General features: G+C 63.2%; 26 protein-coding genes. 8 read left to right on the forward strand and 18 right to left on the reverse strand.

All coding sequences use genetic code 11. The annotated features are described in order from the left end of the window. Positions 1–520: 520 nt before the first annotated feature. The 6 genes from AB8A50_RS28505 (at position 521) to AB8A50_RS28530 (ending at position 5769) form a co-directional block, all read left to right on the forward strand. Positions 521–1093: a carboxymuconolactone decarboxylase family protein gene (locus AB8A50_RS28505; protein ID WP_175365699.1), complete on the forward strand. Its 573-nt coding sequence runs from the start codon at positions 521–523 to the stop codon at positions 1091–1093. Positions 1094–1111: 18 nt separating this feature from the next. Beyond that, positions 1112–2200 (forward strand): acyl-CoA dehydrogenase family protein, encoded by a 1089-nt coding sequence (locus tag AB8A50_RS28510; protein ID WP_439079692.1) that lies wholly within the window; start codon positions 1112–1114, stop codon positions 2198–2200. Then, entirely contained in the window at positions 2197–2964 is a 768-nt protein-coding gene (locus AB8A50_RS28515; protein WP_439079693.1) for an ABC transporter ATP-binding protein, read from the forward strand. Before AB8A50_RS28510 ends, AB8A50_RS28515 begins: the two co-directional genes overlap by 4 nt. 14 nt (positions 2965–2978) lie before the next feature. Next, on the forward strand, positions 2979–4166 hold the full coding sequence (locus AB8A50_RS28520; protein ID WP_439079694.1) for an ABC transporter substrate-binding protein: 1188 nt from the start codon (positions 2979–2981) through the stop codon (positions 4164–4166). 140 nt (positions 4167–4306) lie between these two features. After that, a complete protein-coding gene (locus tag AB8A50_RS28525; RefSeq protein WP_439079695.1) occupies positions 4307–5038 on the forward strand; it encodes an ABC transporter permease in 732 nt (243 codons plus the stop codon). 218 nt (positions 5039–5256) lie between these two features. Next, the gene (locus tag AB8A50_RS28530; protein WP_175365695.1) at positions 5257–5769 is read left to right on the forward strand and encodes an Lrp/AsnC family transcriptional regulator; all 513 of its coding nucleotides are present in this window, start codon (positions 5257–5259) and stop codon (positions 5767–5769) included. A gap of 834 nt (positions 5770–6603) precedes the next feature. On the opposite strand, the gene AB8A50_RS28535 is transcribed toward AB8A50_RS28530, so the two are convergent. The 3 genes from AB8A50_RS28535 to AB8A50_RS28545 are packed head-to-tail and all read right to left on the reverse strand — an operon-like array spanning position 6604 to position 9658. Continuing rightward, positions 6604–7449, reverse strand: coding sequence for an ABC transporter ATP-binding protein (locus AB8A50_RS28535; protein WP_439079696.1), 846 nt, complete (start codon positions 7447–7449; stop codon positions 6604–6606). Further along, a complete protein-coding gene (locus AB8A50_RS28540; RefSeq protein ID WP_439079697.1) occupies positions 7446–8249 on the reverse strand; it encodes an ABC transporter permease in 804 nt (267 codons plus the stop codon). The genes AB8A50_RS28535 and AB8A50_RS28540 overlap by 4 nt, the downstream gene beginning before the upstream one ends. Then, a complete protein-coding gene (locus AB8A50_RS28545; protein ID WP_439079698.1) occupies positions 8249–9658 on the reverse strand; it encodes an ABC transporter substrate-binding protein in 1410 nt (469 codons plus the stop codon). Before AB8A50_RS28545 ends, AB8A50_RS28540 begins: the two co-directional genes overlap by 1 nt. 63 nt (positions 9659–9721) lie before the next feature. Here AB8A50_RS28545 and AB8A50_RS28550 point away from each other — a divergent pair, with 63 nt between their 5' ends. Together AB8A50_RS28550 and AB8A50_RS28555 are read left to right on the forward strand one after the other, a co-directional pair. Beyond that, positions 9722–9964 carry a hypothetical protein gene (locus AB8A50_RS28550; protein ID WP_439079699.1) on the forward strand — a complete coding sequence of 81 codons (243 nt, stop codon included), beginning with the start codon at positions 9722–9724 and terminating at the stop codon, positions 9962–9964. Positions 9965–9971: 7 nt separating this feature from the next. Next, positions 9972–10838: a Crp/Fnr family transcriptional regulator gene (locus AB8A50_RS28555; RefSeq protein WP_439079700.1), complete on the forward strand. Its 867-nt coding sequence runs from the start codon at positions 9972–9974 to the stop codon at positions 10836–10838. On the opposite strand, the gene AB8A50_RS28560 is transcribed toward AB8A50_RS28555, so the two are convergent. The 15 genes from AB8A50_RS28560 to AB8A50_RS28630 form a co-directional block, all read right to left on the reverse strand. Further along, a complete protein-coding gene (locus tag AB8A50_RS28560; protein WP_439079701.1) occupies positions 10835–11788 on the reverse strand; it encodes a HEAT repeat domain-containing protein in 954 nt (317 codons plus the stop codon). The two genes, AB8A50_RS28555 and AB8A50_RS28560, sit on opposite strands and share 4 nt — an antisense overlap. Before the next feature lies 1 nt (position 11789). Next, positions 11790–12023, reverse strand: coding sequence for a 4Fe-4S dicluster domain-containing protein (locus AB8A50_RS28565; RefSeq protein WP_184517127.1), 234 nt, complete (start codon positions 12021–12023; stop codon positions 11790–11792). 12 nt (positions 12024–12035) lie between these two features. Next, positions 12036–13772, reverse strand: a complete 1737-nt coding sequence (locus AB8A50_RS28570) for a fumarate reductase/succinate dehydrogenase flavoprotein subunit (protein ID WP_439079702.1) — start codon at positions 13770–13772, stop codon at positions 12036–12038. A 10-nt stretch (positions 13773–13782) separates the two neighbouring features. Continuing rightward, positions 13783–14073 (reverse strand): gamma-butyrobetaine hydroxylase-like domain-containing protein, encoded by a 291-nt coding sequence (locus tag AB8A50_RS28575; RefSeq protein ID WP_439079703.1) that lies wholly within the window; start codon positions 14071–14073, stop codon positions 13783–13785. An 86-nt stretch (positions 14074–14159) separates the two neighbouring features. Continuing rightward, positions 14160–14984 carry an ABC transporter permease gene (locus AB8A50_RS28580; protein WP_439079704.1) on the reverse strand — a complete coding sequence of 275 codons (825 nt, stop codon included), beginning with the start codon at positions 14982–14984 and terminating at the stop codon, positions 14160–14162. A 3-nt stretch (positions 14985–14987) separates the two neighbouring features. After that, positions 14988–15785, reverse strand: coding sequence for an ABC transporter ATP-binding protein (locus tag AB8A50_RS28585; RefSeq protein ID WP_439079705.1), 798 nt, complete (start codon positions 15783–15785; stop codon positions 14988–14990). Positions 15786–15809: 24 nt separating this feature from the next. Further along, the gene (locus AB8A50_RS28590; RefSeq protein WP_439079706.1) at positions 15810–16793 is read right to left on the reverse strand and encodes an ABC transporter substrate-binding protein; all 984 of its coding nucleotides are present in this window, start codon (positions 16791–16793) and stop codon (positions 15810–15812) included. Then, positions 16790–18217 carry an allophanate hydrolase gene (gene atzF / locus AB8A50_RS28595; RefSeq protein ID WP_439079707.1) on the reverse strand — a complete coding sequence of 476 codons (1428 nt, stop codon included), beginning with the start codon at positions 18215–18217 and terminating at the stop codon, positions 16790–16792. Before atzF ends, AB8A50_RS28590 begins: the two co-directional genes overlap by 4 nt. After that, positions 18214–19653, reverse strand: a complete 1440-nt coding sequence (locus AB8A50_RS28600) for an amidase (protein WP_439079708.1) — start codon at positions 19651–19653, stop codon at positions 18214–18216. The genes atzF and AB8A50_RS28600 overlap by 4 nt, the downstream gene beginning before the upstream one ends. Positions 19654–20006: 353 nt before the next feature. Beyond that, entirely contained in the window at positions 20007–21023 is a 1017-nt protein-coding gene (locus AB8A50_RS28605) for a pyridoxal phosphate-dependent aminotransferase (protein WP_439079709.1), read from the reverse strand. An 82-nt stretch (positions 21024–21105) separates the two neighbouring features. After that, complete coding sequence (locus AB8A50_RS28610) at positions 21106–21378, reverse strand: hypothetical protein (RefSeq protein WP_439079710.1); 273 nt, start codon at positions 21376–21378, stop codon at positions 21106–21108. 45 nt (positions 21379–21423) lie between these two features. Next, complete coding sequence (locus AB8A50_RS28615; RefSeq protein WP_439079711.1) at positions 21424–22488, reverse strand: ABC transporter substrate-binding protein; 1065 nt, start codon at positions 22486–22488, stop codon at positions 21424–21426. 17 nt (positions 22489–22505) lie between these two features. Then, positions 22506–23255: an ABC transporter ATP-binding protein gene (locus AB8A50_RS28620; RefSeq protein ID WP_439079712.1), complete on the reverse strand. Its 750-nt coding sequence runs from the start codon at positions 23253–23255 to the stop codon at positions 22506–22508. Between the two features lie 10 nt (positions 23256–23265). Beyond that, positions 23266–24075: an ABC transporter permease gene (locus AB8A50_RS28625; protein ID WP_439079713.1), complete on the reverse strand. Its 810-nt coding sequence runs from the start codon at positions 24073–24075 to the stop codon at positions 23266–23268. After that, entirely contained in the window at positions 24072–24899 is an 828-nt protein-coding gene (locus AB8A50_RS28630; RefSeq protein WP_439079714.1) for an ABC transporter permease, read from the reverse strand. Before AB8A50_RS28630 ends, AB8A50_RS28625 begins: the two co-directional genes overlap by 4 nt. Positions 24900–24938 lie beyond the last annotated feature (39 nt).

Genomic DNA, 24938 nt, shown 5'->3' on the forward strand with positions numbered 1-24938 from the left:
TCTCCAATTCATTCGGCAGAAACGATCTGTCCTGCCTGCTGTTGGGAGACTAAACGTGCTGACATTAGGTTCAATTGGAGAATGTCCTGCCGTCGCGCTTTTATCCAAGAAGACGGCCGGACGGCTATCCCAATGGCGAATGTGTCCGTGATATTGGATATTCGATTGCTATAGCAGACGTCGGTATACTGTAGTCGGGTCCTTCAGCGCGATAAGACGACTGGATCGCCCCGTTGATTCGATCTGCAAATCGGGACGACGCGGCGGCGTCCGTGCGTGCAGGATTGATGCCTGTACCCGCGCGACCAAGCGCGATGCGATGCGCTTCGATGAGCAGTCGGAATGCTGCGTCAATCGCCGGATTACGGCATGTCTCTTTTAGAAATTTGGCTGACGCGATCAAGACTTCCTCTTTTTCGCCAGCGCCTTTGCATCGCAGGCGAAGTCGCTACAACTGGCGCCAGTTGATGATGATGGATGAGGCATCATTGCCCGGCATCATGCGAGCGGAGCTGCATCTATGTCCCGACTTCCGTTGCTTACCATCGAGAACGCCCCGGATGCTGCGAAGGCTGGCTTGCAGACCGCTCAGATCAATAACGGCTTTCTTCCCAACCTTGTGCGGTTGCTCGCCAATGCGCCGGCCGCGCTGGAAACCTATCAAACCGTGTCTGCCATCAACGCGAGGAGCGGTTTGAACCTCGCCGAACGCGAGGTCGTGCAGATCACGGCGGCGGTAACGCATGGATGCGGATTCTGCGTCGCCGGGCATACGGCTATCGCCTACAAAAAGGCGGGGCTTTCGGAAGCGGTCGCCGAAGCGCTGCGCGACGGCCGAAAGGTTCTGGATGATCGGCTGAATGCCGTCGCCGATTTCACCCGCGCCGTCATTCGGAGCCGCGGTGCGGTTTCCGACGCCGAGGTAAAGGCGTTTCGCGCCGCCGGCTTCACCGATGCCAATGCTCTGGAGGTCGTGCTTGGCGTCAGCCTCGCGACACTGTGTAATTTCGCCAATAATCTCGGACAACCACCGCTTAACGACGAGTTGCGTCCCTACGCCTGGACGAACGCGTCGGCAGCTGCGGCCGAATAGTCCGCCGGGCCTGTATCGATGGTGCAACTTCCAACCGAACTGAAAAGCTGGATCGCGTCCAACGCCGATGATCTCGATGAGCGAGCGGACGGCGCGGCGAGCATTCTGCCGCGGCTTGCGGACGCGGATGTGCTGCGCATCGGCGTGCCGCGCGCGCAAGGCGGCCTGGGCGGACACATCAACGATGCCGTCGGAGCGATCGCCGCTGTATCCAGCCATTCTCTGGCAGCGGGTTTCGTGTTCTGGGGGCATCGGACATTCATCGAATATCTGCTGCAGAGTCCCAACGAAAGGCTGCGGGACAGACTGCTGCCGGACCTGCTGTCGGGGCGCCGCGCGGGCGCAACCGGGCTCTCGAACGCGATGAAGTTCCTGTCGGGCGTGGAGGCGCTCCAGATCAAGGCAGCAGTGCAGGACGGCGTGCGCACCGTCACCGGAAAGCTGCCTTGGGTGACCAATCTGCGTGCGGCGGGCTTCGACGTCGCGGCAGCAGTGCAGGGCGAAGGCGGATCGACGCCGTTCGTCGCCAGCCTGTCGTCGGACAGCGCGGGGGTGAGGCGCTCGCCCGATCTGGCATTGATGGGAATGCGCGCCAGCAGCACGGCCGCTGTCGACCTCAACGGCGTTCGCGTGAGCGAAGATGACATTATCCATCCCGATGCCGGCGTGTGGCTGCCGCAGGTCCGTCCGGCATTTCTCGGTCTGCAATGCGCCATGTCCATCGGTCTTGCGAAGCGTTCGCTGGCGGAGACTGAGCTTAGGCTCAACAAGAATCGCGACGTACTTGCAGCTGACGTCGACGCGCTGTCGCGCGACCTCGATATCGCGGAAGGGCAACTGGCGGCAGGATTGCTCGATGCACGCTTCATCGCGGCGCCAGCCCCGCTTTTCCGGATTCGGCTGCAATTCGCTGCCATTGTCTCAGGGGCCGTGCAGCTTGAGCTCGCCGCGTCCGGCGGCCAGGCCTATCTGTCGGAGCCCGGCCGGTCGTTCCAGCGTCGTCTGCGCGAGGCGGCCTTTGTGCCGATCATCACGCCGAGCCTGGTGCAGCTCAAGACGGTGCTGCGCGAACACGAGCGGCGTCAAGCGATCGTCGAAACCGCATGACGCAGGCCTTGCTGCAAGCCGCGGATATCGCGCTCCGCTATTCGCTGGCGGGCGAACACGTGCTGCATGACTTCAGCCTGTCGCTTCATGCCGGTGAGACCGTCAGCATTCTGGGGCCGAGTGGGGTGGGGAAATCCAGCCTGCTGCGTGTGCTCGCAGGTCTGATGCAGCCGGCCGGCGGGACGGTACAGGTGCACGGGAAGCCGTTGAACGGCGCGCATCCACGCGTCGCGATAGCGTTTCAGGATCCGAGCCTGCTGCCGTGGCTTTCGCTGGAGCGCAACGTCGCTTTCGGTCTCGACTTCAAACATCAGCCTCAGATATCGGCGTCCGAGCGTCGTGCGCGTGTGGATGCCGCCATCGACGAGGTTGGTCTCGGCCATGCCCGCCGCCTTTACCCGGATCAACTGTCCGGCGGCATGGCGCAACGTACAGCGCTCGCCCGCTGCCTTGCGCGCACGCCGGAAATCCTGCTGCTCGACGAACCATTCGGCGCGCTCGACGAGGTCACGCGGGAGGAGATGCAGCATCTGCTGCTTAAAGTCGTGCGCGATCACCAGACGGCGGCCGTCCTCATCACACACGACATCGACGAAGCGCTGCTGCTGTCCGACCGGATCATCCTGCTCGGCGGCGCGCCCGCGCGTCAGGTCGGCGACTGGGTGATCGAGCTACCGAAGCCGCGCGACGAGTATGTCGCAGAACTCGGCGCCATCCGGATCGACATTCTTAAGGCCTTGAAAGGCGCATCGCGCCGCAACTGAAATGAGGTAACCGCATGTCCATGGATCAGTTCTCGCGCCGCGAACTCATCAAACTGTCGGCGCTGTTCACCGCGGCGGGGGCGCTTCCGTTGCTGCGTGCCTATGAGGTGAGGGCGCAGGAGGCTGATGCGCCGGTACGCATCGGCTATCTCCCGATCACCGATGCCACGCCGCTGCTGGTTGCCCACGGTAAAGGTTATTTCGAAGCCGAAGGCCTTAAGGCCGAGAAGCCGGTGATGCTGCGCAGCTGGGCCCAGGTGCTGGAAGCGTTCATCTCCGGCCAGGTGAACGTTATTCACCTGCTGTCGCCGATGACGGTGTGGGCACGTTTCGGCAGCCAGGCGCCGGCCAAGGTCGTGGCCTGGAATCATACCGGCGGCTCCGGCCTTAGCGTCGGGCCACAGATCAACAGCGTCAAGGAACTCGGCGGCAAGACCGTCGCCATTCCGTTCTGGTACTCGATCCATAATGTGGTTCTGCAGGCGCTGCTGCGGGAAAACGGTCTGACCCCGGTGAGTAAGCGCACGGGTCAACCGCAGGCCAACGAGGTCAATCTCGTCGTCATGGCGCCGGCGGATATGGTGCCCGCGCTCGCGTCCAATCAGATCGCCGGCTTTATCGTTGCCGAGCCTTTCAATGCTACGGCCGAGACGCTCGGCGTTGGCAAGATCCTGCGTTTTACCGGCGACGTCTGGAAGGATCACGCCTGCTGTGTGGTCTTCATGCATGAGCGCGATCTGCAGCAGCGGCCCGAATGGTCGCAGAAGGTCGTCAACGCGATGGTCAAGGCGCAACTCTGGACCCGCGAGAACCGCGCTGAGACCGCGGCGCTGCTGTCCAAGGAGGGTGCCCAAAAGTACACGCCGCATACGACGGCAGTGCTGGAGAAGGTTCTCTCGCCGCCCGAAGCGGATAATGCCGCCTATCTCAAATCCGGCGCGATCCGGAACGCGGCGTGGCGCGAGCGACGTATCGATTTCCAGCCCTATCCGTTTCCGAGCTATACCGAGGAGCTGGTGCGCCGGTTGAAGGATACGCTGATCGAAGGCGACCGCGCGTTCCTCGACAGGCTCGATCCCGCAACCGCGGCACGGGAGCTTGTGGATGACCGCTTCGTCAAGGCTGCGGTGACCGCAGCAGGCGGCATGGCCGCGTTCGGGCTACCGGAATCGTTCACGCGAACGGAAGTGGTCGGCGCGTGACGAGCAGCCTGGAGGCCGGCATCGCGCCGGTCCGACACGATGCGCAAAGCGGTGACGGGAGCAGGCGACGCTGGTCCATCCGCGCTGCGCGTTCGCGTTGGACTGTGCGGCTATCAACAGTCTTGCTGGGCACTAGCGGGTTGATTGTCCTGATTGTCCTGTGGTGGATCGGGACGGATCTGCTGACCCCGAAAGGGAGTTTCGTGCGTCATTTCGCGCCGGGCACAGCGTTCGCCAGTCTGCTGATGCTGCTGACGCAATCTGACCTGTCGATCCATCTGCTCGTGAGTTTGCGCCGTGTCCTGGTCGGCCTCGGGCTCGCGCTATTGATCGGTGTGCCGATTGGCCTTGCGGTGGGCCGTTCGCAACGTCTCGATGCAGCGACGTCGCCGGCGTTTCAGTTTCTGCGGATGATCTCGCCACTGTCCTGGATGCCGATTGCGGTCATGGTGTTCGGGATCGGCGATCGTCCCATCTACTTCCTGCTCGCGTTTGCAGCCGTCTGGCCGATTCTGCTGAACACCGCGGAAGGCGTGCGACGGCTTGAACCGAATTGGCTACGCCTTGCCAGCAGCCTGTCGGCGACCCGTTGGGAGACGCTGCGTCATGTCATCATTCCGGGCGTCCTGGGGCATATCCTGGCCGGATTGCGGCTCGCCATCGGCGTCGTGTGGATCGTGCTCGTGCCCTGCGAAATGCTCGGGGTGTCGGCGGGAGTGGGTTATTTCATCCTCGATACGCGCGATCGGCTCGCTTACTCCGAGTTGATGGCCATGGTGCTCATGATCGGATTGCTTGGCTTTCTTCTCGACGCGGCAGCGCGCGCGCTGATCCGGCTCGCCGCGCCCGGCCGCATGCGCGTACCGGCATGACGGCATCACACGAGATCGAAGGGTCGAACGGTTCGATCCACCATTTTTGGAAGCAACCGGGCAGCCATCGAGGAGTTTATAAATGTCGCAGAATCCGAAAGCCATTTTGCGGGTCGTCGAAACGCCCTTGTACGACAGTCACCCAGATGGATTGTCCTTCTTTCATACCGACGCACCGGCCCTTAGCTCCGATCCTTGCGGCCATGCGGGAGGCGCGCATGACTGATGTTGATGTAACAACGCCGCCGATCGGTCGCCGTCTCGACGCCATCGATCGCAGGATTCTCACCTTGATCCAGGAGAACTCGTCACTGTCGGTTGCCGATATCGGAGATATCGTGGGGCTCTCTGCGACGCCCTGCTGGAAGCGGATCAAGCGGCTGGAGGGCGATGGAGTCATCGTCGGCAAGGTTGCCCTGGTCGATCCATCCTCGGTCGGTCTGGATATGACAATATTTCTCGATGTCCAGAGCGACGATCATTCGGAGGCTTGGCTCAGGAAATTCTCGTCGGTCGTCAAGGATATGCCGGAAGTGGTCGCTTGCTATCGCATGGCGGGAGACGTGGACTACTGCCTTCGCATCGTCGTCAGCGATGCATCCGAATTCGAGGAATTCCATCGTCAGCTTAACGCACTGGTGCGGATCAAGTCGACGCGGCCGCATTATGTGGTCAAGACATTGAAGTCGTCGACTTCGCTGCCCATCGCACCCGAGCCGGCTCAACGCTGACACGTCATGAGCGTTCGAAATGTTGATGGTGCGCGCAGCTCAGAGGAGACGCTGTGGGCCGCCTATGTGGCCAGCAAGGTCAGGGCCAGCGCTGCCACGGTACTATCACCGACCTGGTGTTCATCCTGCCAAAGACGGATGACAACGATGCTGCGCGTCAAAATGAGGCCGCTATTGCGCCCACGAGATCATATGCGCGCCGCATGCCGTAAACTGCCACGAACAGGAATGCAGGGATGAGGCCCGGCAACAAAGCCGTCCAGCCCGAGAATGACTGCCGCAAAATCGGCGGGTGGTCGCTCATCCCAATTGCTCCTCTGGATCACCTGCAGTAGCGTCGGACCCCGAATGTTGCCTGGCAGCCAAGCACGTAAGATCCCGGGTTACGCGACGTCGGAACTAGAACGGGCGTACCGGAACCGCGCCGAATACGATGGCGGCGATCAACGCGAGAGAGCTGTAGACGGCGACGTTGTGAAACCTTACCGCGACGCGGTTCGACGACGAACGGGCACGAAGATGCAAGCGGGCTTCGGCTGATAGATCTCGCACGGTCTTTCTCCAATCGATCATCCGTCTATTTCAAGGCAGGTTGCTCCCGCGTTCAAGCGGGCGGAGAAAATAGCGATACGCGCTCTGTCTGTGGTGCAGTCAGCGGTTCAGAATTCTCCGCGCTGCCGGTTCCGGACAGTTTTATTCGCCTTCCTTGCGCAGTCTTAGAGGCGACGTCTCGGCACAGAGACCGCGCGGCTCGGTACGGCGGCCAACTCGCGCTCCGCAGGGTATAGTCGAATTCTGCGGGGGCGGCCTTGCGCGACGAGAGCCGCTCGCCAACTAATTCGGTGCCAATGCGTGTTCGCTCTGGTGTTCAGGCAGCGCAGTAGACGGTTGATCCGGACGGAGAAGCAGAAGCAGGTGCCGCTTCAGACGCGCGAATTCAATCTCGGTGACGATATCAGCCGGCCGCGGACGCGCGAATGGCACTCGCAGATCCTCGACGATCCGCCCAGGGCGCCGGCTCATCACGATCACGCGGTCGGCGAGAAACAGCGCCTCCTCGATATCATGCGTGACGAAGATCAGCGTGGTGGGGCGTTCTGTCCAGATGTCGAGCAGCAACTCATGCATCATCGATCGGGTTTGGGCATCTAGCGCGCTAAACGGCTCGTCCATCAAAAGTACGCGTGGCTGATTGATGAGTACGCGCGCAATCTCGACACGCTGCTGCATGCCACCTGACAATTGTGACGGATAAAACTCCTCGAAGCCGGATAGCCCGACCAGCGCGAGCAATTCGTCCGCGAGCTGCCGCCGCGCAACCTTGCCGATGCCGCGCATCTTCGGCCCAAAGCAGACGTTCTCACGCACCTTTTTCCAAGGGAACAGGGTGTGCTGTTGGAACACGATGCCGCGATCCGGGCTCGGGCCGGTAATCGCCTGTCCGTCCACGGTAAGGCTGCCGCCGCTGTTTGCTACGTGCCCCGCCAGAGCGCCGAGCAGGGTGGACTTGCCGCAGCCCGACGGCCCCAGGATGCAAACGAACTCGCCTGGCGCGACAGAGATGTCGAGACCGGCGACCGCCTCGAAGGCATCGTCGCCGTGACCGAGCGATATCGATGCGTCTGCGATCGCAATTCGCCCGAGGCCGACGCCGTGGCCGTTAACCCGCGGTGCCTTCATCGCGCCACCATCGGGCTTCGCCAGGGCATCAGGACATGTCCGAGCGTCGTCAGCAGCCAGCTGCTGCCCATGCCGAACAAGCCGATCACCAGCATGCCGACGATGATGTCAGCGTAATTCTGCAAGGTGTAAGATTCCCACGTGTAATAGCCGATGCCGAACTGGCCGGAGATCATCTCCGCCGTCACCAGGCAGAACCACGATGTTCCCATGCCGATTGCGAGGCCCGTGACGATGCTTGGCGCCGCGCCCGGGAGTACGATCTCCCACAGAATAGCGGAGCGGCTGCCACCGAGGCTGCGCGCCGAAGCGACCAGGCGGCGATCCACATTGGCAACACCGTGAATGGTGTTCAGCACAATAGGAAACAGCGCGCCGATGAAAGTGATGATGATCATCGACAGTTCTGAGGATGGAAACATCAGGATCGACAACGGGATCCAGGCGACCGCCGGAATGGGGCGCAGCAGTTCCAGCGGCGGCAGCAGCACGTCGCTCGCTGCACGCGACCGGCCGATGGCAAAGCCAAGCAGAATCCCCAAGAGTGCCGCGATCCCGTAGCCGGCAAAGACACGTCCGACGCTGCTGCCGAGATGCGCCAGCAGCTTGGGTGACTGCAGCAGCACGATCAGCGACTGCAGCACTTCGGTTGGCGGCGGCACGTTGCGAAAGGTGACGATGCCGAGATTGAGGCGCAGGGTGGACGCCGCCTGCCAGAAAGCAATGCAGGCCAGGATCGATCCCACCTGCACCAGCAGGCGGCCCACATGCATGCCGCCTGATCCCGTCGCCGTCGCCATCAGCGGCTCACCACCACGGCTTCACGCGCGCCGGCGAAATCGACCACCTGGCCGCCCTTGGCCGCGGCCCATTTTTCGGCGGCGCCGCGCGACAGGAAGGCGCCGAGTTCACCATTGGCCGCGCGCACGAACCAGGCCTGCTGCGCGAACAGCTTGATGCCGCTTTCGCGGTCCTGCGCGTAGACGACCCGCGCGTTCTTGCCGTCCTTTTCCTGTGTCGCCAGCGCCTTCAGGGCGTTCTCGGGCGATGCATAGTGCCGCACCAACGGTTCGTCCTTGACCCAGATCTGCGCGACCCGGCTGACATCGGTGATCTCGGCACCGGTCAGGGCGTCCTTTGCCTTCAGCGCGAGCTGGGCGTAATCCTTCAGCTCCGTGTCGTAGTCACGCCCGGCCTTGACGAAGGCCGCGCGGATATATTTGTCGGTGACGAACTTGTCGATATCGAGATCGCCATCGGCGCGCTTGAGCAGCTTCAGCGTATCGATGGAGGTCTGCACCGCCTGGCGATATTCGGGCTTCCAGGTGAGGCCGCGCGTCTGCAGCCCGAGCGGGCCGTGGAACAGATAGTTCACCTCGGCCTCGATGCCGGTTACCTTGGCGATCAGTTCGCTGTATTTCTCCGGCTCGGCGGCGAATAGGCGGTCCGCCTCGATGCTCGCGCTCAGATAGGCCTGCACGATCTCCGGATACTTCTCCGCATATTCGGCATCGACCAGCGCGCCATGGAAGGTCGGTGCATCCGCCTGCGAGCCGTCGAAGATCTTGCGGGCGAAGCCGCGCCACGGGAACAGCTCGGCGAACGGCACGAAATCGGCATGGGCCTCGATCTTGTTGGTTTGCAGCGCGGGACCTGCGACTTCCGGCGCCTGGGTGACGATGTTGACGTCGGTCTCGGGATTCCAGCCCTGCGCCTTGATCGCCCGTAGCAACATGCCGTGCGACGTCGACGCAAACGGCACCGAGATGGTCTTGCCCTTCAGGTCGGCGATCGATTGCGCGGGCGAACTCGTCGGAACGACGATGCCATTGCCGCTCCCTTTGGTGCTGCCGGACAGTGTGGTGATGAAGAGGCTGCGGCGGCCGGCCTTCTGGAATGCAACGCCATTAAGGGACCCCGGGAAATCCGCCATCGCGCCGAAATCGAGCTTGCCGGCCACCATCTCGTTGGTGAGTGGCGCCCCGCTGGTGAAGTTCTTCCACTGGATGTCGTAGGTGACGTCCTTGTACTTGCCGTCGCGGGGCAGATACTTCTCGAGCAGCTTGAGCTCGCGCACGATCAGCCCACCGGTGGCGCAATTGATCGTCGTATCCTGCGTGCCGAGTGCGACGCGAATAGTCTCGGCGCTTGCCGTTCCTGCCCACGCCGTCGCAAAGGCCGCGATAATCCCCAATCCAAAACGTTTCATGGCATGTCCCCTTGTTATCCGAGTGATCGGATACGCTCCGCCCGGATGTTGAACCGGTGCACGATGCCACTGAAGCAATTAGTTGCGAGCGTGCCGGCGTCACGGGCGAGCGAACATGACGCGGCGTTGCGTCTGGGAGGGGCACCGAAAATTATCTTGCAGGAGTTCGATGCATTACAGACGAATTCTCTCGTGCTTCGTCGATCCGCGCATCAGGCGTTTCAAGTCGATCTGGAGATGCTCAAAAGAGTGGACTTCCTCTGCGCCGCACCATTAGCCTCGCTTCAAGACCTTCAGCACAAGTGAAAATGCGATGACCAGCCTGAAAGCGCTTTCGGACTCTCGTGAGGCGTATCTTCCCGCAACCGCCGTGACCTTGCGTGGCGGGCACGCATGCCGGACGTCACCGTCATCCGCGGGCGTTGCATCCGGTCGCTCGATCACAACCGCGCCGGCTGTGCGGCAGAGCGATCTGTCGGCGCTGTTCATGAGCGAGACGATCGACGACCTGAACGATGGCGCCTATTTTCTCGACCGCCTCACGGTGGAGGAGCGCGCGCAGATCCGCGAGAGCGGACGCCAGTTCACGGTGCGGCAAGGCGAGGCGATCTTCAGCCAGGGCGCGCATCATCAGGGAATTTTTATCATCGAACGCGGCCAGGTGCGTGTGTTCTACACCGCGCCGACCGGACGCGAGATCACCCTGGCTTATTGGACGCCTGGCCACTTCATCGGTGGTCCGTCGATTTCGGGCGGCGGCACCCATATGTGGTCCGGCGTCGCCATTGAGGATTGCGATATCACGCATCTCTCCAGCGCCACACTGCAGGCGTTGTTGCTGCGCATGCCCACTTTCGCGTTAGCGCTGATCGACGGGCTGGTCGCCAAGGGCAAATGCTATTCGTCCATGGCGCAGATGCTGGGCACGCGCTCGGTGATCGAACGCCTCGCGCAATACATCCTGAACCTCTCGGAGCTCTATGGCGTGGCCGATGGTGACGCGATCGTCATCAACCGCAAGGTGACGCACGATCAGATCGCGGCGATGGTAGGCTCGACCCGGCAATGGGTCACGATGATGCTGAAGCGGTTCCACGCCAAGCGCATCGTCTCCATCGATGGCGGCGTTATCCGTATCCACCGCCTCGACCAGCTTGAACAGATCCTGCTGAAGGATTAGCGCTCAAGCAATCGGCCGAGCGCCCAGGCGACGGTCTTGCGCACGTCCGGATCGGGATCGGCGGCATGCGCAGCGAGCGATGCCTGCGCGCTGATATCGCCGATGTCGCCCAGAGCCGCAGCTGCTTCTTTGCGCAACGAGGGTAGGGGATCATCCAGAATGCCGAGAATGGCTGGGACTGCATCCCGCGCCTTCAGCTTGCCGAGGCATTGCAGCGCCTTCTGGCGCACCTGCCAGAACGTGTCACCGAGCGCGCCTCTCACGGCCGCGGCAGCCGAAGTCTCGCCAATCCGGCCGAGCGTTTCCGCCGCGGCGGCGCGCACCTGCCAGGCGTCGTCGGCCAGCGCGGCCGAAGCCGCCTGCGCAGCAACCGCATTGCGGGCAAAGGACAGCGCGTTGACCGCAGCGAGCCGCACCTGCGCATCGGCATCACGCGCCGCACTGATCAGCGACGGCAGGGTCTCGTTGCTCTTGAGATAGGCGATGACGCCGACTGCCTGCACGCGCACGGCAGCATCGGCGTCCTGCAGTGCCGAGATAGCCGGGCCAAGGGCGATCGCACTCCGCAGCTCCTTCAGTGCTCGAAATATAGCTTCGCGAACAAAGGCTGACTGGTGCGACACCAGCGGCAGCAGGGCTGCATCGGCCGCGGTATCGCGCAGTTCGGCGAGGCTCTCTGCGGCGGCCGATGCGACGTCACGGTCCGCATCCGTCACGCCGCGCACCAGCGCCTGCGCGACCGAAAGCCCATCAAACTCGCCGAGCGCACGCGCCGCCTGCAGCCTGACCTCGGGTGCCGTGTCGCTGATGGCCGCGACCAGATGCGGCACGGCCTCGTCACTTGCCGTCTCGGCGATCTCGATCACCGTGAGGCGGCGTACCGAGGCATCAGGACTCCGCAGATTTTCTGCGATCTCGGCGACGTCGCTGAAGGATTCGAATGCGGACATGTCAGCGCAACAGATAGGGAATGTTGACGGTCACCGCCCCGGTCGGGCAATCGGTCTCGCATGGCATGCAGTACCAGCACTCGTCATACTTCATATAGGCCTTGCCGGTGAGGTCGCTGATCCGCAGCACGTCCAGCGGACAGACATCGACGCAGACCGTGCAGCCCTTGTCGGCGATGCATTTGGCATCGTCCACGACGACGGGCACGGTGGTGGGTGCATAGGCAATGGGCATGGCGGCTCCGTATCAGGCGTGCTGGCGTATGCGCTGGCGATCATAGGCGTCGCGTTCGCTCTCATCGATCGGGACGAGATAGGGCTCGACGGCACGCTTCTCGGCAGTCATGCGCCCGTCGCGCTTGCTGAGGATGCTGTGGCAGAACCAGTCCTCGTCGTTCTTCTCGGGATAATCAACGCGGTTGTGATAGAGGCCCCAGCGACTTTCGGTGCGGAACAAGGAGGCGTAAGCTGCCATGTCGGCGCAGTCGAGGATCGACGACACTTCCAGCGCGCGCATCAGCTCGTGCGAATCGCGCACCATCATCGCATTGTCGAGATCGTCGCGCACTTCGGCGAGACGCGCCTGGCCGATCTGCATCTTGGCAGTGACCTTCGGCGGCTGCAGATAATCGTTCACGAGGCGGCGTGCTTTGTATTCGAGCTGGTTCGGCGGAATGCCGTCGTCACGCCGCGTCGGCGCCAGCACGCGTTCCTGCTCGCGCACCACATCGTCACGGTTATAATCGGGGAGGTCGACCTCGGCGGCGAAATCCACCGCATGTTCGCCGGCCACCGCGCCATTGGTGAAGGCACCGAGCATGTAGTTGTGCGGCACGCTTGCCATGTCGCCCGCCGAATAAAGACCCGTGACGGTGGTACGGGCGAATTCGTCGACGAACACGCCCGAGGCGCTATGGCCCGAACACAGGCCGATCTCCGAGATATGCATCTCGATCATCTTCTCGCGATAATTCGTGCCGCGATTTTCGTGGAAGCGTCCGCGCGAGGGCCGCTCGACCTTGTGCAGCACCGCCTCGATCTGGCCGACGGTGTCACTGTGCAGATGATTGAGCTTGAGGAACACCGGCCCCTTGCCAGACTGCAGCTCGTTGTAGAATTCCTGCATCATCTGGCCGGACCAGTAGTCGCATTCGATGAAGCGGTTGCCCTCGCTGTTCGCCGTATAGGCGCCGAACGGACCGGCCACATAGGCGCAGGCCGGCCCGTTGTAGTCCTTGATCAGCGGATTGATCTGGTAGCATTCGATATTCGCGAGCCCTGCGCCGGCATGGTAGGCCATCGCATAGCCGTCGCCCGAATTGGTCGCATTCTCGTAGGTGCCCCAGAGATAGCCGGACTGCGGCAGGCCGAGACGGCCGGCGGCGCCGGTGCAGAGGATTACGGTCTTGGCGCGTAGCACTAGGAATTCCGCGCTGCGCGTATTGACGGCGATGACGCCGGCAATGCGGCCGTCCTTCGCCGTCAACAGCCGCGTCGCCATGTAGCGGTTGGAGATCAGTACCTTTTCGCGGCGCAGTTGGCGATACAGCGCCTTCTTGACCGTCTCGCCATTCGGCATCGGCAGCACATAGGAGCCGAGATGGTGAACCTTCTTGACGTCGAAATCGCCATTCTCGGTCTTCTGGAACTTGATGCCGAAACTGTCCAATTCCTGGATGACGTCGAAGCAACGCGAAGCATATTTGTAGACGGGCGCCTGATCGCAGATGCCATCATTGGCGATGGTGATTTCCTTGGTGTACTGCTCCGGCGTCGCAAAGCCCGGCACTACGGCATTGTTGAGCCCGTCCATTCCCATGGCAATGGCGCCTGACCGTTTTACATTGGCCTTTTCGAGCAGCACCACGCGCGCTTTGGGATTGCGGCGCTTGGCCTTGTAAGCCGCCATCGGGCCGGCGGTGCCGCCGCCGATCACCAGCACGTCGCATTCGATTTCCGACAGGCCTTGCTTGATCTCATCCATCGCCTGTTCCTTACGCTGCTTGGCCGGCGAGTTCGCGCAGATACACCCACGGATAGATGCCGCGATCGTGCCCGTCGGAGAAGAATAGCCGCAGCGCATAGTTGCCGATCGGCTCGACGCCTTGCACGCGAAGCGCCGGCGGCAGCGTTAACGCTACCCCCTCGGCCTGACGGCGGATCTCGCTCGCCGCCCGGCTGGCCAGGCGCAGGGTCACCGCATCCAGCCGACTGGTTTCGCCGTCGTCCCAGGTGACGGCGAGAACGGTGTGGTCTTCGATCAATGCGACTTCGGTCGGTTGCATGTGCAATCTCCAGCTTCGCATCGATCTGTAACCGTCGGTCGCCGGCGCGGCTTGCAATAAATTGCTTTCCGCGCGGTGTGCCCAAATCAGGCGGCTGGTTCCGCCAGTTTGCGCTCTTTCCTGTTCCCGGCCGCTCCACGCAGCGACTTCTCAGCGCCATACCAGGGCAACAGGCGGCGTACGGCGCCTTCGAACAGAAAGTCGGCAACCACACCCATGATGCCGAGTACGATCAGGCCAACGAACATGTAGTCGACGCGAAACACCTGCTGCGACATCTGGATGAGATAGCCGACGCCGAATGCTGCGCCGGCGAGTTCGGAGGCGACCAGCAGCACCAGCGCGACCGACAGACTGACGCGCAGGCCGGCGATGATGAAGGGCAGGGCACCGGGAATAACGACAAAGGCGAATTTGCGCCAGCCGCGCGCCCCGAGGCTCGCCGCGGCGCGACCGAGCAGTGGATTGGTGTCGCGTACCCCGAGATAGGTATTGACCCAGACAGGGAAGAACACACCCCAGGCGATCAGGAAAACCTTGGACAGTTCGCCGATGCCAAACCAGAAGATCGCAAGCGGCACGAAGGCCAGTGCAGGAATGGCGCGAAACATCTGCACGAGAGGATTGATGGTTGCGTTCAGCAGCGGCAGTTGCGCCATCGCGACGCCGACTGCAATAGCGAGGACCGAGCCGACAACGAAACCGAGCAGCGAGCGCCACAGGCTGGCGCCGAGATGGCGTAGCAATTCGCCGGATGCCAGCAGCTCCCAGCCCGACAGCACGATGGTGGTTGGCGCGGGCAGCATGATGTTGTTGACGAGGCCGCTGCGGCTGATCGCCTCCCAGATCGCGAAGAAGCCGACGGTGCCGAACGCGCCTGCGACGGTGTTTCGCTTCAGCTTGAATGCCATCGTCTATTCTGCCGTATCGAGACCGATGGCGCGGGCCACATGGTCGTAGAGTTCGTTGAATGCCGGCGAGGTGCGCCGTCGCGGCCGTTCGAGATCGACGGCGATATCCTCGATCACGCGGCCGGGATTCGGTGACATCACGATCAGCCGGGTGCCGAGCACCAGCGCTTCGGCGATATTGTGCGTGACGAACAGGATCGTCTGCGCGCTCTGCTGCTGCAGGTCGATCAGCCTTGTCTGCAGTGAAGCCCTGGTCATGGCATCCAGCGCGGCAAACGGCTCGTCCATCAACAGCAGCGCCGGCCGGGTCGCCAGCGCGCGGGCGATCGCCACCCTCTGCTTCATGCCGCCGGACAGTTCGAACGGATATTTGTCGCCGGCCTCCGGCAACCCGACCTGGCGGAGCAGATCGCTGGCGACGGCCTCGCGCTCCGCGGCCGCGCGCCCGGCCATGCGCAGGCCGAAACCCACATTGGCCTTCGCGGTCAACCATGGAAACAGCGAGTAGTCCTGGAACACGACGCCGCGCTCGGGGCTCGGCCCGGCGATCGCATGGTCGTTGATCAGCACCTCGCCATGCGACGGTTGCACGAACCCGGCGAGGATATTGAGCAGCGTGGTCTTGCCGCAACCGCTCGGGCCGAGGACGCAGACGAATTCGCCGGGCTGGATGGTCAGCGACACCTGGTCGAGCGCGACCGTGCGGCCGCGCCCGGAGTCATAGACATGTCCGAGATCGTGACAGGCGATCAGCGGTCGCTGGACCGCGGATGCCGTGGAAACGTCCACTCTCACATTCATGCGAAGACTCCGGTAACGCCGTTTCTATTTCTCATGCGCCTTGTCGAGCAGCGAGCCGACCACGACGGTGTTGAAATCCGGCACCTTGACGTCCGGCCGCACCAGCTTGTTGTCGATCGCCCATTTCGCCTGCGTCTGCAGTTCGGCAACGAGATCCGCGCGTTCGAGATCGATATTGAAGCGGGTGCGCGGCAGGAAGTTGCGGACGATCTCCGGATCGACCTTGATGCGCTCGGCGATCAGCGCTGCTGCGGCATTCGGATCCTTCTTGATGAGGTCGTTGGCATCGATCAGCGACTTCAGCACCTTCACGAGTAGGTCGGGATTCTTGTCGATGGTCGATTGCAGCGCGATCACGGTGGAGAACCCGACATAGAGTCCGGGCGAGCGGATCGCATGGAACTTGTCGCCGCCCTGCCTGAGCGCCAGCGAAATATGTGGCTCGGTCCAGATGAATGCATCGACCGCACCGTTCGACAGGCTGGTGACGAAATCGCCGGGGTTGAGGCTGACGGCCGTGATATCCGCGAAAGTCAGGTTCGCTTCCTTCAGCAGCTTCGACAGGTAGTAATGCGCGTTGGTGCCCTGCGAATAGCCGATCTTGTGTCCCTTGATATCCTTGATCGTCTTGATGTCCTTGACGGCGACAAGGTCGAAGGATTCCTGGCGATTCAGCGTGGCGATGATGCGCACCGGCAGGCCGTTGAGATTCGCGAACAGCACCGGCGTTTCGGCTGCGGTCGCCACCACCACGCCGCCGCCGACCAGAGCGTCGAGTGCGAGGCGGCCGCTGGCGAAGATCGTGGTCTTGGGCGTGAGGCCCTGCTTGTCCCAGGTCTTGGCCTGATCGGCGACGAAGAACTGGCCCCAACCCATGGAGAGGCCGGCGCCGATCGTCACATCCTCCGCGCGCGCCGTCGCAGCCGAGGCGACGAATGCCGCGCCCAGCACCAACGCGGTGCGGGCCAATCGCCTGGCATGGCCGAAAAACCGTTCTGAATTCGTCACGTCACAAGCTCCTTATTGAGTATGGGGGGCGCGATGCCAAGACCGCGCGTACCGAGCGGCAGTCCGGAATGCTGGTGATACCGGCCGGCCAGCCGTGCGAGGCTGCGGTCGGACAAAGCCGGGCCGATCAGCGTCACGCCTTGCGGCAGGCCGTTCGGCAGGAAGCCCGAGGGCACTGCAACCGCAGCGAGATCGGCCAGATTGACGAATGTGGTGTAGGTGCCGATACGGGCATTGAGGGCGATGGGATCGGCTGCAATCTCGCCGATCCTGTAGGTGGTGGGCGTCGTCGGCACGAAGAGAACGTCGATGTCGCGCCACCCGGCGTCGATCTTCTGCTTCAGTTCGGCGAGACGCTGCTGACCTGCAAAGACCTGCGCGCCCGTGATTTGCGTACCGCCCAGCAGAATGTCGCGAGTGACTGGCAGCACGGCGTCGATGTTGCGGTCAAGGAACGGTTTCAGCGCGCCGTAGCGATCAGCGAGCCATGGACCGAGGAACAGCATGTCGTTGATTTCGCGAAACGGCGCGAAGTCGATCTCGACGCGCACGCCGCCGATCGCCGTGAGGCGCGCGACGGCGGCATCGAATAGTGCGGCCGCCGCTGTGTCGCCGAAGAACTCTAGCCAGGGCGCCGCGGGCACGCCGAAGCGGAACGACGGCCATGCGTCCGCTTCGCGTAGCGTCAGCGGCCGCGCGAACGGGTCTTCGGGATCATGCGCGCGGATGACGTCGAAGCCAGCCTGCGCGTCGGCGACGGTGAGCGCGAACACCGAGATCGTTTCGATGGAGCGACAGGCCGGCACCGTGCCGACACCGCTGATGAGGCCGCGCGTCGGCTTGAGACCGACCACGTTGGTGAGCGCGGCGGGCACGCGGCCTGAACCGCCGGTGTCGGTGCCGAGCGCCAGGCTGACGAGGCCGGCCGCGACCGAGACGGCGGCACCCGAACTCGATCCGCCCGGAATGTAGTCGGCATCGAACGGGTTGCGTGCCACGCCATAGGGCGAGCGGACGCCCACGAGCCCGGTAGCGAACTGATCCATATTGGTCTTGCCGATCAGGATCGCCCCGGCCGCCAGCAGCCGCGCGACCGCAGGACTATGCCGGGTAGGGACATAGGAATAGCCGGGGCAGGCTGATGTCGTAGGAAGCCCGGCGACGTCGATGCAGTCCTTCACGCTGAAAGGCACGCCCCAGAGCGATGCGGCCGCGCGTTCGGCTGACGATTGCGCTTCGAGCTCGCGCGCACGGGCGAAAATCGCGTCGCGTCCGACATGCCCGATCCAGACGCCATCATCGCCGCGCGCTGTGATCGTATCGAGGATCGACTCCACCACTCGCGAAGGTGTCAGCGATCCATCCGCATAGGCGGCTGAAAGCTTCGGCAGATCGAGTTCGATTTCAGATGCAAGGTAGGTCACGTGGGATCCTTCGGTGTTGCGAAGGGCCGCGCGATCTCGAAGGCCCGCGCTGCGCGCAGGACCTTCGCATCATCAAATTTCGCACCGATCAGTTGCAGGCCGACCGGCAGGCCCGCCGCGGTCAGTCCGGCCGGAATCGATGCCGCCGGCTGCTGCGTCAGATTGAATGGATAGGTGAAGGGCGAGCGAATTGGCCGCGCGGCAAGATCGGCCTGCGATGCATCGATGGCTGAAGCAGGAAATGCCGTGGACGGCGTGATCAGCAGATCCCAGGACTGATGGAAGCGACTGAAGTGCCGACCCAGCGCCTCACGCTGATCGATGGCCTTCACGTAGGACACGACGTCGATCGCGCGGCCCTGTTCGGCTGCGGCCAGCAGGCCGGCCTCGCTGAGATTGCGCCGTTCCGGCGCGAAGCTGTCCACCAGTTTCGCGGCGCCGGCCTGCCAGAAAGTCAGGAAGATGGGCAGCGGATCCTCGATGCCGGGGTCGACCTGCTCGACGATGGCGCCGAGATCAACGAATACCTTTACTGCTTTCTCGACGATGGCTGCGACTTCGGGATCGACCGTCGCGTAGCCGAGGGCGGGGCTATAAGCGATGCGCAAACCCTTGACGCCGTCCTCAAGCCCGCTCTGCCACGCCACGTCCTGCGGAGGCAGTGCATTCCAGTCACGCAGGTCGGGCCGCGCGATGACGTCGAGCAGCAGCGCGGCATCGCGCACCGAGCGGGTGAGTGGGGTGACGTGAAACAACGTACCGTTCTGCGACGGCGGATAGACCGGCACGCGGCCGAATGTCTGCTTGAAGCCGAAGGCGCCGCTATGTGCAGCGGGAAGCCGCGTCGAGCCACCGCCATCGGTTGCCACATGCAGCGGGCCGAAGCCAATCGCCGCCGCCGCACCCGAGCCGCCGCTGCTGCCGCCCGGTGTGTGCGCCGTATTCCAGGGATTGCGGGTAATGCCGGTCAGCGGGCTGTCGCCGAGCCCCTTCCAGCCGAATTCGGATGTGGTGGTCTTGCCGAGCACGACGGCGCCGTGCTCGCGCAGGCGCGCGGTCGCCGGTGAATCTTCGTTCCATTCCTGGTTCGGATCGACCGCGCGGCTGCCGCGCAGCGTTGGCCAACCCTTCGCCAGGATCAGGTCTTTCAGCGCAACTGGAACGCCGTCGATCAGACCCGCAGGTTCACCGCGGTGCCAACGTTGTTCAGATCTTTCAGCGGATGCGAGTGCAGTGTCTGCGTCAAGCAAGGCAAATGCATTGATTTTCGGCTCCAGCCGTTGAATGCGATCGAGAATTGCGCGTGTGACTTCGACAGGTGACAGTTTTCGCTGACGGTAAAGCTCAACAAGTTCGACGGCGGAAAGAAATGCGACGTCGGCGCCGCTCGTTGCATCCGATACATTCGCTTGACCAGAAGCGCTTTGGATTGCCATGCCTCATCCCCTTGTGTGCTTGACAAGACAATGGGTAGGCGTCGCGACATCCGCCTTGCAGCAATTAATTGCCGAATAGAGCTGCGAAGCGATATTCGAACTGCGGCGCCTATCGTGCGCAGTTTTCGAGAACAAAGATATTGCGAAAGCATTCTCTCAGAGAGCAGATCGACGCCTGCCCGCCAGATCGGCGGCGGTGAGGTGTGGGCGCGGAATGCCGCGGAAGCGGTGCATCCGCTTTATCCGGATGCAGCGTCGCTGTCGTCGCCTTCCTCCGCACGCTTTGATGCGCGCGCTGGTGGCCGTACTTCTTTTGAAATACGCCTGCCGGCGTTCGGTGCCATTGTGGGTGATCAGCGTAGGCTGTCGGCGACGATCTGGCGCGCCAATACATTGTCATCGGGCAGGCCGATCGATATCCGCAGCCAGGTCGGCAGCGCGGGATAGGATTGCTTGATCGCGATGTCCCGCGCCGCAAGGGCTGCAGTCACATCACCTTGTCGCCGGCCGGCATCGAAGAACACGAAATTGCCCTGCGCTGCAGAGAAGGAAATGCCGTTCGCGCGAAACAACGCGTGCCAACTCTCGCGCTCGGCGGCAACCGCGGTGCGCACTGCGGTGATATGTTCGCGATCGGCCAGACTTGCCTGAGCGGCGACGAGGCCGAGGCGGTTGAGGCCATGAAACGCGCCAATGCCGATCTGCCTGAGCGATCGGGCGAGCTCGGCAGGCGCCAGCACATAGCCGATGGCGAGACCGGCGAGGCCGTGGATCTTGGCGAAGGTCCTGAATACGACGACCTGATGGCCGTCACGCACGAGGCCAGCTACGGTGCGCCGTTCCGGATCTGGCGTGTAGTCGAGATAGGCTTCGTCGACGATCACCAGCGCGCGGTTCGATAGATCGCGGACGAATGCGATGAATTCCTCGGCCGGACTCACAGTGCCGCTCGGATTGTGCGGGTTGACGAGATAGACGGCACGGGTTCGCGCATTTACTGCGCTGGCGATGGCCGGAAGGTTGTTTTCGAGCCGATCATTCAGCGGCACGGCGATGATCTTGCCGCCGGCCGGCGCGACGGCATCGATTAGCGCGGTGTAGCCCGGCTCCGAATATATGAACTCGCCGCCGGGACCGCCTTGGGCGGAGAGATACAGTCCGAGCACGTCGAGGATTTCGCCGAGCACGATCTGCTCCGGCGCGATACGTTCATGCGCGGCGATGGCGGCAGTCAGCTGGTCCAGCTCGGCGCCGACATAGCGGTCGAGATGGGTGAGGTTCTCCTCGATGACATGAAGCGCGTGCGGCGAAGGGCCGAACGGGCTCTCGTTATGCGAGAGGCGGATGATGGAGCGGGGAGCGTCGGTCATGCGACGGACTATACTCGCTTTACGGCGTCAGCGTGCATCATGGACGATGCGCCCGTCGACTATTGCGAGGAGGCCTTTCACTTCAATGCACGCGTTGGCCGTCCGCCCATTGACGGATCAGGGCCAGCACGCGTTGCTCGGCCTTGAGGGCGCAGCGCAGTTGCGGACGATCCGGGCGCTGTGTCCGCAGCGTTCGACGCAGCCGGACACAGCGGTCCAGCGAGCGCAAGGTCTGCGCGCGCGCCCGCATCGCCAATGGAATGGCGTCGCAGGCGGCGAATGCCGCCCGTGTGTCCGCTTCGTCGAGATCGACGGGACAGCGCTCATAGCGTCGCTTGAGCGGAAAATCGATCATCACAATCTCCCAGCCAGTACGATCCGGACAACCTGAATCGTTGCCTTATGCTTTCGGCGATCCATCGGCATGTCGCGGCATCCAGAATTTCTCGAGCTTGAGACTGGCAAGTGCCTCGTGAATTGGCGCCGCAAGCACCCATTCCTTCACGTCGATATCGCTGCGGATCAGCTTTTCGGACTTGGAGAAATCGACGACATCCTGGAATTGGGCCAGCAGGAATTCGTCAACGAGCGGATTGAACGCTTCCTTCAGCGACTGGCCGCGGAACTCCTCGTGCAGGGCCTCGTAGGGCGTGCCGGATTTCGACCAGATGCGCAACGCCTCGTCGCGATTGGCTTCGTCGCCGATCCACGCGACCGCCTTGAGAAGGCCTGTGACGACCCGGCGCGTGGCGTCGGGATATTTCTCGCGGAACTGATCAGTAACAAGAATTCCGCCGAAGCCGATGGCCTTCGGGCCGATGTCCTTCGACGTATAGAAGATATCGACGATGCCCTTCTCGCGCAGCGACAGCACCGAGCTCGAACCGATGCTGGCATCGACGCTGCCTGCGGCCAGCGCAGCGAGTTGATCGGCAGTCTTGAGATCGACGATGGTCAGGTCCTTGGCCGATAGACCGTTTACCTGCGCCGCGCGCAGGAATGCCCAATGCAGGATGGTCCCCTTCTGGAAGGTGACCTTGCGCCCCTTCAGATCCTGGATCGAATGGATCGGCAGTCCCTTGCGCGCGGCGCCGAAGATTGTGGTGGGACCGTAATTCAAGAGCACGCGGGTGGGCAGACCGTTGGCGCGGCCGATCACGTTCGGCAATGCGCCGTACTGAGCGAAATCGATCCGTCCGTTGGCGATGCCTTCATTGACCGCAGGGCCCGTGCCCGCGAGATAGGTCCATTCCAGCTTGACCGGCGTGTCCTTGAATTCGTTGGCGATGAAGTCCTTGGCCTGGGCGACGCCGAAGGTCGCCACACCGTAAGGCTGTCCGAAGCCGGCACCGAAGGCGCCGAAGCGGATCGTGTCGGGATTGTCGGTGGCGGCGCGGGCAGTCGTGCCGGCTGCCAGTAGCGCGGCGGCGCCCGCGGTAAAACTGCGTCGCGTGATCTCATCCATGATGGTTGCTCCTGGTTTCAGTGTCGGAGATCGGCGAGAACGCGCTGCTTGAGCGCGACGAAATCGGGCGCGGCGCGGTCGCGCGCCGCCAGTTCGACCGGGAAAATGCTGCGGATGCGGCCGGGGCGCGGCTCCATCACCACGATGCGGGTGGAGAGATAGACCGCTTCCTCGACATCGTGGGTCACCATGATCACGGTGGTCCGCTGCGCCTCCCAGATGTCCAGCAGCGCGTCCTGAAGCCGCGTGCGGTTCAGCGAGTCGAGAGCGCCAAGCGGTTCGTCCAGCAACAAGATTGCAGGCCGCCGAACCAGCGCGCGCGCAATCGCCGCGCGCTGCGCCATTCCCCCAGATAACTGCGCAGGGCGTGCCCGCTCGAAGCCGGACAGACCTACCAACGCGATGGAGTCGCGGACGCGCCGCGCTTTTTCTTCCGCCGGCAACGGAAAGGCATCGAGGGCGAGCGCGACATTCTCGGTCAGCGTCAACCACGGAAACAGCCGGTGATCCTGAAACACGATTCCCCGATCGGCGCCGGGGCCGCTCACCTGCGTGCCGCCGAGCAGGATCTCGCCGCGATAGAGGTCGTCGAGCCCGACGATGAGACGCAGCAACGTGGACTTGCCGCAGCCGGAGGCGCCGACGATGCTGACGAATTCGCCGGGCAGCACGGACAGCGACACATCCTGCAGCACGGGTAGGGGCATCTCGTCGACCACATAGGTCTTGGTGACATGCCGGATCGCAAGTTCGGTGAATTCTGTCATGCGGTTTCCATCACGTCAGGCCTGAAGCGCGCATCAAGGCCAGCGACGACAACCGACGACACACACGTGTCGCCAGATAGCCGGTGGCCGCGAGCGCGATGACACCGATGATGACAATGTCCATGCGAAACTGTTCACGCCCTTCGGAAACGAAGGTGCCGATGCCGCGCCCGTTGCCGATCGCGTATTCCGCGCCGACGGTGCCGATCCAGGCGCTGATCAGCGCGATCTCGATGCCGATGGTGATGGCCGGAAGGGCGGCGGGAAGCAGCACACGGCGGATCTCCTGCCGGCGCGACAGGCCGAGCACGCGCGACACTTCGCGATAGGATATAGGCACGTTGCGCAGGCCGGTGGCGGTGTTCAGCGCGACCGGGAAGAAGGCGGACAGCGCGATATAGACGATCTTGCTGGCCTCGCCGTTGCCGAACCAGGCGGTGAGCAGCGGAATCCAGGCGAACAGCGTGATCTGGCGCAGCGCATGGAAAGAGCGGCCACTAGCGCGCTCGACAGTGGAGGAGAGGCCCATCGCAGCGCCAAGCGCGAGGCCGAGCAGGATGCCGATGCCCGTCCCGACAGCGTAACGCAGCACGCTGGCAGCGATGGCTCGCCAGATCTCGCGGCCGGCCGCATCGTCGAACGGAGCGAGCAGGATTCGCTCGGGCTGAATGGCGAGCGGACCTGACAGCCAGCCGACATGTACCGACCAGCCCCAGACGAGCGCGAGGGCGAACGGCAAGACCAGACCGCGCGACCACGGCAATGCGCCGGTCTGCGCTGTTCGTTCTGGCAGAATTTCGGATGGCGCCACGCCGGTCATGAACGCGGCTCCCAACGCTGCAGTCGCTGCTCGATGCGCGCAAGGCCGGTATCCATGGCGAGGCCGATCAGACCGATCACCGCCATGCCGACGATGACGATGTCGATCTGGAACAGGGTGCGTCCCCACACCATCGTGTATCCGACGCCCTCGGTGGCGGCGAGCATCTCGACGACGATGAGCGCGATCCATGCATGGCTCAATGCGGTGCGCAGGCCGCTGAAAATGCCGGGAATGGTTGCGGGCAGGACGAGGCGTCGCAGATAGGATCGTGCCGGCAGCTGCAACACGCGCGCGACCTCGCGAAACGGGGCAGGGATCTGCTTGACGCTTTCGGACGTGGCAATGACGGTCGGGACGAAACTGGCCTTGGCGATGAGAACGAATTTGAGCGTCTCATCGAGACCAAAGATCAGCAGCAGGATCGGCAGCCAGCCGAGCGACGGAATCTGCGCGAGCAGTCTGAAGGTCAGTCCGCAATAGGCCTCGACGGTGCGCGACAGGCCGAGCAGCGCGCCGAAGACGAAGCCGCTGCCGGCGCCGATGGCGAAGCCGATTCCGATCCGCCACAGGCTGACGCGAAGCCCGTCGACGATCTCGCCGCCGCGGATCAGGTCGATGGCCGTGGTCGCCACCAGTAGCGGCGGCGGCAGGATCTGCACCGGCAGAAGCCGCAGCGATGCCGCGCATTGCCATGCGATGAGGACGATCAGTGGAATCGCGAGTGGCAGCAGCCGATGGCCGACCGCGCGCGCCGTCCAGATGCGGCGAACGGCGGGAAAGCGATCGACGACACGGTCGACGGCCACGGATCTGACGTTCATGCGAAGCTCCGGGACGCGCAATGCGTCCGACACCATCGG

The sequence above is a fragment of the Tardiphaga sp. 841_E9_N1_2 genome, assembly GCF_051811065.1.
Taxonomy (GTDB): Bacteria; Pseudomonadota; Alphaproteobacteria; order Rhizobiales; family Xanthobacteraceae; genus Tardiphaga; species Tardiphaga robiniae.